The 11,774-nt window shown below is 34.4% G+C and carries 9 protein-coding genes; all 9 read left to right on the top strand.

The window, feature by feature from the left end:
- The first annotated feature begins 84 nt into the window (after positions 1-84).
- The 9 genes from QTL86_RS14785 to QTL86_RS14745 all read left to right on the top strand — a co-directional run bounded on the left by QTL86_RS14785 (position 85) and on the right by QTL86_RS14745 (position 11,502).
- Entirely contained in the window at positions 85-819 is a 735-nt protein-coding gene (locus QTL86_RS14785) for a GntR family transcriptional regulator (protein WP_013655604.1), read from the top strand.
- Between the two features lie 314 nt (positions 820-1,133).
- Positions 1,134-1,787, top strand: coding sequence for a fructose-6-phosphate aldolase (gene fsa, locus QTL86_RS14780; RefSeq protein ID WP_127065591.1), 654 nt, complete (start codon positions 1,134-1,136; stop codon positions 1,785-1,787).
- Between the two features lie 129 nt (positions 1,788-1,916).
- Complete coding sequence (gene tkt, locus QTL86_RS14775) at positions 1,917-3,893, top strand: transketolase (RefSeq protein WP_127065592.1); 1,977 nt, start codon at positions 1,917-1,919, stop codon at positions 3,891-3,893.
- A 78-nt stretch (positions 3,894-3,971) separates the two neighbouring features.
- A complete protein-coding gene (locus tag QTL86_RS14770) occupies positions 3,972-5,711 on the top strand; it encodes a sensor histidine kinase (RefSeq protein ID WP_410495261.1) in 1,740 nt (579 codons plus the stop codon).
- The gene (locus QTL86_RS14765) at positions 5,711-6,466 is read left to right on the top strand and encodes a response regulator (RefSeq protein ID WP_243118671.1); all 756 of its coding nucleotides are present in this window, start codon (positions 5,711-5,713) and stop codon (positions 6,464-6,466) included. Before QTL86_RS14770 ends, QTL86_RS14765 begins: the two co-directional genes overlap by 1 nt.
- A 121-nt stretch (positions 6,467-6,587) precedes the next feature.
- Entirely contained in the window at positions 6,588-7,931 is a 1,344-nt protein-coding gene (locus QTL86_RS14760) for an extracellular solute-binding protein (protein ID WP_127065595.1), read from the top strand.
- Between the two features lie 105 nt (positions 7,932-8,036).
- Complete coding sequence (locus QTL86_RS14755) at positions 8,037-8,924, top strand: carbohydrate ABC transporter permease (RefSeq protein ID WP_127065596.1); 888 nt, start codon at positions 8,037-8,039, stop codon at positions 8,922-8,924.
- Positions 8,925-8,938: 14 nt separating this feature from the next.
- On the top strand, positions 8,939-9,766 hold the full coding sequence (locus tag QTL86_RS14750; protein ID WP_410495259.1) for a carbohydrate ABC transporter permease: 828 nt from the start codon (positions 8,939-8,941) through the stop codon (positions 9,764-9,766).
- 257 nt (positions 9,767-10,023) lie between these two features.
- On the top strand, positions 10,024-11,502 hold the full coding sequence (locus tag QTL86_RS14745) for an endo-1,4-beta-xylanase (protein WP_410495258.1): 1,479 nt from the start codon (positions 10,024-10,026) through the stop codon (positions 11,500-11,502).
- Positions 11,503-11,774: the final 272 nt, after the last annotated feature.

Raw genomic sequence — 11,774 nt, 5'->3', positions numbered from 1 at the left:
TTTTTAAATTATTTCACCTGAATTGTTACAATATGTTATAATAAATGAGATGATTTAATATTAAGGACAAGGAAAAGGTGCCGTATGCAAATTCAAAACAACTTTTTACCTATGTACTATCAATTAAAAAATATAATTATTGATATGATTGAAAATGAAGAGATCGGCGTAGACGAATGTATACCTTCAGAACCTAAGCTTATGCAGACCTATAACTTAAGTCGTACTACAGTTAGAAAAGCTATTGATGAACTGGTTAATGAGGGTTATTTATATAAAAAGCAAGGCAAAGGAACCTTTGTGAAAGGGCGTGGTTTTGAGCAAGGACTTATTAAGCTATCTGGTTGTAGTGAAGATATTAGACGTTATGGTCTAGAACCAAAACCTTTTGTATTAAAAGCTACTATAGAAAAGCCCTCAAAACGAGTAGCCAAGATGTTAGAAATCGACCAAGAGCAAGAAACCTTTTACATGGAACGTGTTATTTATGGGGATGAAATCCCTATTAATAAAAACAAGAGTCATATTCCTTATCATCTTGTACCAGGCATTGAAAAGGTGGATTTTAACAAAGAATCCTTATATAAGGTGATTGAAAAGGACTATGGCATAGTCATTACTAGAGCTATTCGTACAGTAGAAGCCATTTTAGCTAATGAAGAAATAGCACTTCAGCTTAAAATTAAAGAAGGGGCACCTGTCATGCTATTTAAGGGACAAGTTTATGCAGATATGAAAGGTAAAGAGGTTATAATAGAGTATTTTGAAGCGATTTATCGTTCAGATCAATTTCAATTTTATATTGAGCAACATAGATGATAAAGTTATAAGGAACACACATTAATTGAAACTGTAAAGGTTACAGTAATTAATGTGTGATTTTTTTGTTAAATAGGAAATATCAAGTGATGAATAAAGGCAAGTTTCAGCGGAGAAAGTAATTGAGAAAACTTTTTTAATAAGATTTAAATACACTTTGATAAAAATATTTAGACTTTATAATCAGATACTATTGAAAAATTAAAAATATAGTAGTATATTTAACTTGTACGGACAACATAACGACGTGATGAAAAACAACGTGATAATAGATTCAATAAAACTTTATATACAACTATTTAGGAGGAATTAAAATGAAATTATTTGTGGACACAGCTAATACTGAAGAAATTCGTAAGGCAAATGACCTAGGAGTAATCTGTGGGGTAACTACTAACCCTTCTCTTATTGCTCGTGAAGGACTTGAGTTTAAATCCGTTATTAAAGAAATTACAGAGATTGTAGATGGTCCTATTAGTGCAGAAGTTATTTCACTTGAAGCACCTAAAATGGTAGAGGAAGCTTTAGAACTTGCTAAAATACACAAAAATATTGTTATTAAATTACCTATGACAGAAGAAGGGTTAAAAGCAACGAAACAGCTAACTGCCAAAGGGATTAAAACCAATGTAACTTTAATTTTTTCAGCTGCACAAGCTTTACTTGCAGCTAGAGCTGGAGCTACTTATGTTAGTCCATTCTTGGGAAGGCTTGATGATGTCGGAGCAGAAGGTATGCAATTAGTAAGAGATATTGCAGAAATATTTGATATCCACGGCATTGAAACAGAGATTATCGCAGCTAGTGTACGTAGTCCTCTTCATGTAGTAGATGCAGCTAAAGCAGGAGCTCATATTGCAACTGTCCCTTATAACGTCATTATTCAAATGACTAAACATCCTCTTACAGATAATGGTATTCAAAGATTCCTCAAGGATTGGGAAGGTTTAGAACAAAAGCTTAACTAACAATAACCCCCTTATTTTGCATATGGCCCTTCTTTTAAGGTCATATGCATATATTTTAAAGAACTAATAACTGTCATAATTACAGAACGAGGTATTTAGAAGATTTTAATAGGAGAAAGGGAGTAGAAAATGAAAGTAGAGCAAAAAACAATTAATACTATTCGTGTATTAGCAGCAGAAGCTGTTCAAGAGGCTAATTCAGGACATCCAGGATTGCCTTTAGGTTCTGCGCCTATGGCATATACTTTATGGGCTAATATGGCACATAATCCTAAAAATCCAAAATGGGAAAATAGAGACCGCTTTGTTCTTTCAGCAGGACATGGTTCAGCCCTATTATATGCTTTATTACATGTATTTAATTATGGACTCACAGCAGAAGACCTCAAGAATTTCCGCCAAGAAGGAAGCCTAACACCAGGTCATCCAGAGTATGGACATACTGTTGGAGTAGAAGCAACTACAGGTCCTTTAGGACAAGGGATTGCCATGGCAGTAGGTATGGCCATAGCAGAAAAACATTTGAGTGCTGAATTCAATAAAGAGGGCTATCCTATTGTAGATCATTATACCTATACATTAGTTGGAGATGGCTGTTTGATGGAAGGTATTTCCTATGAAGCAGCGTCTCTAGCAGGCACATTAAAATTAGGTAAGCTTATTGTACTCTATGATTCAAATAATATTACTATTGAAGGTAGTACCAATATTGCTTTTAAAGAAAACGTAAGAGCACGTTTTGAGGCACAAGGTTTTGAAACCTTCCTTGTAGAAGACGGTAATGATATAGCGGCTATTAAAAAAGCACTAGATGCGGCTAAAGCTAATCTATCAAAACCAAGCTTTATAGAAATAAAAACACAAATTGGATATGGTTGTCCAAAGAAACAAGGAAAAGCAGCAGCACATGGTGAGCCTTTAGGACAGGAGAATTTAGCAGAAATGAGAAGCTTTTTAGAACACCATGATCAAGCATTCTTTGTAGAAGATGAAGTGAAAACACATATTAAAGAACTTAATCAAGAGGGTGCTAAGAAAGAAGCTGAGTGGCAGAAGCTATTTGAAAGCTATGCCAAAACTTATCCAGAATATGTTGAGAAGTGGGAGCAGTGGCATAACCTAGGAGAAGTAAAATTAGATATTTATGATAAGTATCAAGATACAAGTAAGAAAATGGCTACACGTGTAGCTTCTTACGAAGTCATTAATCATATGGCAGACGTAGTTGATTACATAATAGGAGGATCTGCAGACCTTGCTCCTTCGACTAAAACTTATATGAATGGTAAGGGGGATTTTAGTAGCGAAGACTACTCAGGACGGAATCTTCACTTTGGCATTCGTGAACATGCTATGGGTGCTATAGCAAATGGTATCACTTTACACGGGGGACTTAGAACCTTCTGTTCAACCTTTTTTGTATTTAGTGATTATATGAAGAATCCAATGCGATTAGCAGCACTTATGAAATTGCCAGTAACTTATGTATTAACTCATGATAGCATAGGAGTAGGAGAAGATGGTCCAACACATCAACCTATAGAGCAGCTAGCAATGCTTCGTAGTACGCCAAACCTTATAACTTTTAGGCCAGCTGATGCGAAAGAAACAGTGGCAGCATGGGAGTATGCACTAAATAGTAAAACAGAACCAGTAGCTATTGTTCTTTCAAGACAAGACCTACCTTTCCTTGAAAAATCAGGAGAAGAAGCTAAGAAAGGTGCCTATGTCGTAGGTGGTGTAGCGCCAGAAGAGGCGGAGATATTATTAATTGCAACAGGTTCAGAGGTACATTTAGTTGAACAAGCAACAAAAGTATTAGCTGAAGAAGGTATTAAAGCAAGTGCTATTAGCATGGCATCTGTAGATGTTTTTGAAAAGCAATCTGACGAGTATAAAGAATCTATCCTGCCAAGTAATAAGGTAAAGAGAATTGCAATAGAAGCAGCTACTAGCTTCGGTTGGCATAAGTACACAGGATTTGAAGGACAAGTGATTTCAATAGATACCTTTGGTGAGTCAGCTCCGGCAGGTATTATATTTAAAAAGCAGGGATTTGCAGTAGAGAATGTAGTAAATCAAGCTAAGCAAATGTTACGTAAATAGAGACTAAAAAAGGTGTTGCACAACTAAAGAGTAAGTTGTACAGCACCTTTTTGTTTTAAGTTATTAAGGAGAATGACTATGAGAAAGCTAGCATATTCAGATTGGAAGATTTCAATTAAGTTGTCTATTATGTATATGTGTTTTTTGGTTTTTTCCTTAAGTATATCGCTTACCATCTACGCTTATATAAGCAATCAAATTACTATTGAAAAACAAGTAAGTCTAATAACACAATCATTAAACTCACTTGAAACGAATATTGATAATGTCATTACTAATGTTAGCAATAATTCTAGAATTATAATAGCCAATAATGAAATTCAACAAGTTATTAAAGAAAAGAGTAATACGGAATTAGTAGCCAATCAAAATCGGGTGTCGACAGCTCTAGCGGAGATGGTTCACTCCATACCGTATGTTCAGTCTATTTATGTATTTGATCATTATGGGCATCGATATGGCTCAGATAAGCATTCTTTGAAGTCTTTAAAATTTGAATCTATTGAAGAGGCTTCTTGGTACGAGAGAGCAAAGGATGAAAAAGGTTATTATATTATTGAGATTAATGCAGATGATATTTTTTGGAATGGAGAAGCAGAAAATACCATTTCTTTGATTCGTATTATTAATAGCACAGTGACAATGAAACCTATAGGAACATTGATGATTAACATCTCAGAGGAGGCCTTTAAAAGTAATTATGATGAAATTTCAAGTGGATATAGTCCTAATATTTTACTGCTGAATGAAAATCAAAAAGTAATTGCTACAGAAGGGGATATCTCTAAAGAAATAATTAATGAGATTTTTCCTAAAGGATTAAAGGATGAGAAGGGGTCACGCATTGTAAGTGTAAATGATAGTAGGTATTTATTTTCATACAAAGTGTTATCTAAATATGGCTGGATGGCTATTATGAGTATTCCAATAAAGGAATTAGAGAGGGAACCTTATCAAGTAGCCATTGTTGTTATTATTATTATGAGTGGTATTTTTGTTATGGTGAGCTGTTTAATTATGTCCCACACTATTACAAAACCTATTGAAAGATTGGTTCATTCAATGAAACAGATGGAAACTGGAAAGTTTGTAAAGGTAGATATAAAGACAGGAGGCGATGAGGTTGGTGAACTTAAAAATCATTATAATGATATGGTAGATGAGATTGAAAAACTCATTAAAAGAATTTATGCAGAACAGCAGTTTAAGAGAACTGCTGAACTTAGGATGCTGCAAGAACAAGTAAAGCCCCACTTTTTATACAATACTATTGATGCCATGCGGTTTTTAGCTTATTCAGGAAGAAATGACGAACTTTGTGAAGCGCTGGAGGCCTTTGGAAATTACTATCGTACTAGCTTAAGTAAGGGAAGTGAAATTATTTCACTTGAAGAGGAAATAAATATTGTAAAAGATTATTTATACCTGCAAAAAATGAGATATGGAGAGACCATACAGTTTACCTTTGAAATAGAAGCTTGTGTACTGCCCTATACAGTACCAAAACTTATACTGCAACCATTAGTGGAAAATGCTATTTACCATGGTATTAAACCAAAACAACAACCAGGGCATATCGCCATTCGTTCGAGATTAGAGGAAAACTATATTTTACTTGAAGTAGAAGATGATGGGGTTGGTATGGCAGGAGAAAAAATAGCAACCATTATGAATAATAAGGCAAGCTTTGGGTTAAGGGGGACTTTTGAACGATTGAACATTTTTTTCGAAAGAAGAGATTTATATAGGATAGAAAGTGAGGAAGATAGGGGGACGAAGATAACGCTTTATATACCAATAGGGGGGAGTAGAGAGTGATGATTAAAGTGCTCGTAATTGATGATGAAGAGAAAACCAGGGGACTTATTAAGCTGCTTATTAATAAGGAACTAGGGATAAATATGATTTGTGAAGCTACTAATGGAGAAGAGGGTATAGCAGTGATTAAGCAAAAATATCCAGATATAGTGATTACGGATATAAAGATGCCTATTGTAGATGGTTTAGAGTTGACTCAAAAAGCGTTAGCTTATAACCCCGATTTGATTATTATTATGATTAGTGCTTATGAAGAATTTGAGTATGCCCAAAGAGCTATCAAATTAGGGGTGTCTGACTATCTTTTAAAACCTATTAGAAAAAGTGAATTAAATGAAGCTTTAGAAAAAGCTATTATGAGGGTAAAGGAAAGAAGGCTTAAGTACGGCATTAGTGAAAAGGAAAGTGCATCGAGGCCAGTCATTCAACAGGTATTAGAGTATGTGAGAGAGCATTTAAGTGATCAAGATCTATCTTTATCAACAGTGGCCGCCCATTTTTTTTTGAATTCATCTTATTTAAGTAGATTATTCAAGAGAGAGGTAGGCGAACCTTTCATAGAATATCTTACAAAGGCAAGAATCGAGAGAGCTATATGGTACCTTGAAAATACAGATAAGAAAGCTTATGAGATAGCTGAATTAGTAGGTGTAGTAGATGCTACTTATTTTAGTAAATGTTTTAAGAAAAATAGGGGAATGTCCATTCATGATTATAAAAAAGTGATAAAAAATCATAAGTATAACTTAGAATAGGTAAAAAAATTACTATTTTTAAACATCTAAATACGTGTACATAGATGCAAAATGCCTATAAAATAAAAGCATATCAAGGATTTGGTTGTAAAAAACTACAATATATCCAGGAGGGGATAAGATGGGGAAATTTAAAAAGGCAATAACATTCTTAATCTCAAGCATGATGGCATTTTCAATGATAGGATGTACAGGCGGTACTACTACAACAGGGGATGGAACTAAAACTGAGAATACTGCTAGTACAAGTACAGAAGCAAAACAAGAAGCAGAAACTACCTCAGATGAAGTGGTGACCTTGAATTTGTGGCATATTTGGGCAGCGGAAAGTGAATCTAGTAAAGCGCCATTTGAAGCAGCAGTAAAAGAGTTTAATGAAGAAAATCCTAATATTCAGGTAGTATTAGATGCAACTGAAAATGAAACTTATAAAACGAAGATGACAGCAACAATTGCAGCTAATGAAGCACCAGACATTTATTTCTACTGGAGCGGCGGTTATATGAAGAATATCGTAGATGCAGGTAAAGTCCTTGCATTAGATGAGTACCTTGATGATGCTACGAAAGATAAAATATTAAATGGTACGCTTACCAATATGACATTTGACGGAAAGATTTATGGTATAGGACACTCAATGTCAGTTGGCACATTCTTTGTAAATACAGAGTTATTTAATAAATATAGTGTTAAAATTCCTGAAACATGGGATGAATTAGTAACAGCTTGTAAAACATTTAAAGATAATGGTATTACACCAATGGCAGTAGGTGCTAAAGATAGATGGTGTATCGATATGTATTTAGATATTATAGAAACAAGAGCAGCAGGCTATGAAACATGTTATAATGCTTTAACTAAAAAAGGCTCTTTCGTAGATGAGGGTATTATTGAAGGTGCTGCTAAATTACAAGAACTTGTAGACATGGGTGCATTTACAAATGGTGCTTTGGGAGTATCAAGAGATGAATCAGAAGTACCTTTCTATAATGGTCAAATACCGATGTACGTTAATGGTAGCTGGACAATTGGAAATATCAATGCAGATGATTGTCCTGTAAAAGGTAAAATCTCAATTGCTAAATTCCCAACGATTAACGAAAAGAGCAATGTGAATGACTTTACTGGTGGTGTAGCTGAAACCTTTGTCGTTAATGCTGCTACAAAACATCCTAAAGAAGCAGTATATGCATTAAGAACAATTTCTGAAAAATTCTCTAAGAACTTATACTTAAGTGGGGCTGGTATCCCAACATGGAAAGTAGATGTAGATGAATCTCAAATTGATCCACTGACATTACAATTAGTTGATTTGATTCAGGACTCTAATTCATTTACTTTATGGTGGAATACATTACTTGAAGGTGAAGATTCCGAAACCTATATGAATAAATCAGCAGAATTATTTGCAAAACAAATTACACCAGAAGAATTTGTAAAACAGTTACAAACAATGAATGAATAGTTAAATACAAAAGCCACTGTTGTTTAAGCAGAACTTAAGCTAACAGTGGCTTTTCTAAACAGGACTTGATGATAGAGAACTTTGTGATAGAGGGGGAGAGATGAGATGAAGAATATTTTCGCTGATAAGAAAGCTATTTTTCTGTTTATGCTACCAGCAACATTATTCTTTTTGCTAATTATCGTATTACCTGTTATTTTATCAGGATATTACTCAACATTAGATTGGAATGGCTTTGGCATAGCAAAATTTATTGGAATAGATAACTTTAAAGAACTCTTTATAAATAACAAGGATGGGTTCCCTAAAGCTGTTATGAACTCCTTGTTTTTCTTAGTAGTTTCATTAGTGATTCAAATACCCATTTCTTTAATACTAGCACTTGTTTTGGCTAATGGTATTAAGGGAGAGGGCTTTTTTAGAACAGTGTTTTTTATCCCAGTTGTACTAGCCACAGTTGTTATTGGACAGCTATGGATGAAAATTTATAATCCTGACTATGGACTACTTAATACGTTTTTAAGAGCAATAGGTTTAGGGAGATGGGCAAAGGCTTGGCTAGGAGAAACGAATACAGCTTTAGGGGCTTCTTTTGTACCTATTTTGTGGCAGTATGTAGGTTATCATATGCTTTTACTATATGCTGCAATCAAGACGATATCACCTGATATTTATGAGGCAGCTCAAATAGATGGAGCAAGTAGTAGGAAAATGGCAACTAAGATAACCATACCACTTATTATTCCTATGCTTAAGGTAAGTACTATTTTATCAGTAACGGGATCACTTAAAGTATTTGATTTAGTATTTGTACTAACTAATGGAGGCCCAGCAGGTGCAAGTGAAGTGCCAAGTACACTTATGGTTAAGAGTATTTTTAACAGCTATCGATACGGCTATGGAAGTGCTATGGCAGTATTTATTATTATTGAGTGTTTTATTTTTACAGCTTTAGCTAGAGGCATTTTTAGTCAAATAGAGAAACGTTATTAAAGGAGGAAAAGCACATGGGTAAAAGGATAGTGGTAGGTTTAAAATATTTATTACTGAGCATATGGACTGTAATATGCCTGTTTCCTATTTATTGGTTAGTGTGTTTTTCTCTTAAAGATAACACAGAAATATTTGGTGAGAATATAGCAGGACTTCCAAGGCATTGGATCTTTTCCAACTATCAATCAGCATTTATGGGAGGCAATGTAGGTATCTACCTATTAAATAGTGTGATTGTTACAGGTATGACCATCTTATTAACCATTATAGTAGCGGTAACAGCCAGCTATGCATTAGAACGAATGGTATGGAAGCTTAGAAAAACAGCTATGACTATTTTTATGATAGGTATTATGATTCCTATTCATGCAGCTTTATTACCTGTATTTTATATGATGCAAACCTTGCATATACTAAATACCGCATGGTCATTGATTATTCCATATGTAGCCTTTGCTATGCCAGTGGCAATTATGATTATGACTGGCTTTGTAGCAGGTATTCCGAGAGAATTAGAGGAATCAGCAAGTATAGATGGTGCCAGTATCTATAAGATTTTTATATCAGTCATTCTACCTTTATTGAAACCGGCTATAGCTACAGTATCCATTTTTACATTTATACAAGCATGGAATGAGCTGATGTTTGCAACAGTATTCATTAGCAATAATGCAAAGAAAACGCTAACAGTAGGTATTCAATCTATGTCAAGTCAGTTTTTAACTCAATGGGGACCTATTGGAGCGGCATTGGTCGTAGCAACCATACCAACGATAATGATTTACTTATTACTTAATAGACAAGTACAAGACAGTCTAGTAATGGGGGCTGTTAAAGGATAACTATTAATCATTTAGGGATTTATAAAAGGACTTTCCCACTTATAGAGTGCTACAAGTAGAGGATAAAAGACTTAATAAATAACCTAAAACTGGTAAAAACAAACAAAAAAATAACAAAATAACACATAAAAATATACATAATAAACAAAAATATTTAAAATATTCCGAATATATATTAAGATTTCATTAGATGTTAGGATAAACTACACATCACAAATCAAAGGTTTGATTTGAAATTTTATTAAGGAGGAATAGGTATGAAATTAATGAAGTTAAGTAAAAAATGCACGGCTCTTTTAGTAGCAGGACTCATGATGGCAGCAACCATCATACCCAAACAAGATGCCTATGCAAGTATGACGAGTGGTAGTAAATTTTTAGGCAATGTCATTGGAAATAGTATTCCAAGTGATTTTGGAACCTATTGGAACCAAGTTACGCCAGAAAATGCGAGTAAGTGGGATGCAGTTGAGGGTACTAGAGATAGTATGAATTGGACTGCAGTAGATAGCTATTTTAATTATGCGAAGCAGAATAACTATCCATTTAAATTTCATACACTAGTATGGGGGAGTCAAGAACCTAACTGGATTAAAAATCTTTCTAAGGCAGAACAACAAGAAGAAGTTTTGGAATGGATTAAGGCAGTTGGATCAAGGTATAGTACAGTGGATATGATAGATGTTGTTAATGAGCCGCTGCATGCTAAACCATCTTATAAAGATGCAATTGGTGGAGATGGTGAAACAGGATGGGATTGGGTTATTTGGTCTTTCACCCAAGCTAGAAAATATTGTCAAGGTAAGTTACTCATTAATGAGTATGGTATTATTAGTGATACTAACGCTACTAATCAATACATTCAAATTATTAACTTATTAAAAGAAAGAAATTTGGTTGACGGAATTGGTATTCAATGTCATGAGTTTAATATGAATTATGTGTCTGTAAGTACCATGAAGACTAATCTAGATAAATTAGCAGCAACAGGATTACCTATCTATGTATCAGAGCTTGATATGTCAGGTGATGATAGTACACAGCTAGCACTTTATAAAGAAAAATTCCCTGTATTATGGGAGCACTCAGGTGTAAAAGGAATTACATTGTGGGGATATATCGAAGGTCAAACATGGAAGAGTAACACACATCTTAGAAATACTTCTGGAACAGAACGTCCAGCATTGCAATGGTTGAAGAGTTATTTAAAAGATAGTTTGACGCCAACACCGACGCCAACACCAACGCCTACGCCAACACCAACACCAACGCCTACGCCTACCCCAACACCTACCCCAACACCTACCCCAACACCTACACCTACGCCAACACCAACAGAAGGTGCTATCCCTAAGGTGAGCGTTACTACCCAGTTAGGTAGCTCTGTCAATCAACAATATACTATTACATCTGTAGGTAGTCAAAACCTTGATCTTTCTAAGCTCACTATCCGCTACTATTACACTAAAACAAGTACAAAGAGTCAAAGCTTTTGGTGTGATAATGCAGGCCTTCAGCTCAATGTATCTCCATGGTATGTGAATCTTGCTTCAGGCGTAAAAGGTACTTTTAAAGATGGCTATCTTGAAATAACCTTTGATACTACCTATAGTATGGCGCCAAACTCTGGGTCACTTAATTTAGGAATTCGTCTTGCCCAAAGTGATTGGTCTGCTTATGAAAACTTAGTGGATAAAGGGTATGAAGTTTATTATAATGGAACATTAGTTAAATAATGATTTGCAAGTAGCTAGGAGGATTAAAAATCTTAGCTACTTTTTTATTGTGTACCTTAGCTCTGTACAAACGCTCCTTTATGACATTAGGTCATATTGTTAATCCTAGAAATTACTATTTCAAATCTAGGATTTAAGAAGGTTTTTGAGGCCTACTTATTTTCTGGATTATAACAATATAATTACACCTCTCAAATGGGTTATCTATAGTTGAATAAAAAATCTAAATATTATAAAATTAATCCAGGTATTCAGTTGTATTAAAAGAAGTT

Origin of the sequence: Cellulosilyticum sp. ST5, assembly GCF_046529625.1 — a bacterium.
GTDB classification, from domain to species: domain Bacteria; phylum Bacillota; class Clostridia; order Lachnospirales; family Cellulosilyticaceae; genus Cellulosilyticum; species Cellulosilyticum lentocellum.
This window is presented reverse-complemented; position numbering and strand designations above follow the sequence as displayed.

Coding starts and splice junctions, on each gene's coding strand:
- tkt (WP_127065592.1), top strand. CDS start 1,917: ATGAAAGTAGAGCAAAAAACAATTAATACTATTCGTGTATTAGCAGCA.
- QTL86_RS14770 (WP_410495261.1), top strand. CDS start 3,972: ATGAGAAAGCTAGCATATTCAGATTGGAAGATTTCAATTAAGTTGTCT.
- QTL86_RS14755 (WP_127065596.1), top strand. CDS start 8,037: ATGAAGAATATTTTCGCTGATAAGAAAGCTATTTTTCTGTTTATGCTA.
- QTL86_RS14765 (WP_243118671.1), top strand. CDS start 5,711: ATGATTAAAGTGCTCGTAATTGATGATGAAGAGAAAACCAGGGGACTT.
- fsa (WP_127065591.1), top strand. CDS start 1,134: ATGAAATTATTTGTGGACACAGCTAATACTGAAGAAATTCGTAAGGCA.
- QTL86_RS14785 (WP_013655604.1), top strand. CDS start 85: ATGCAAATTCAAAACAACTTTTTACCTATGTACTATCAATTAAAAAAT.
- QTL86_RS14750 (WP_410495259.1), top strand. CDS start 8,939: ATGGGTAAAAGGATAGTGGTAGGTTTAAAATATTTATTACTGAGCATA.
- QTL86_RS14745 (WP_410495258.1), top strand. CDS start 10,024: ATGAAATTAATGAAGTTAAGTAAAAAATGCACGGCTCTTTTAGTAGCA.
- QTL86_RS14760 (WP_127065595.1), top strand. CDS start 6,588: ATGGGGAAATTTAAAAAGGCAATAACATTCTTAATCTCAAGCATGATG.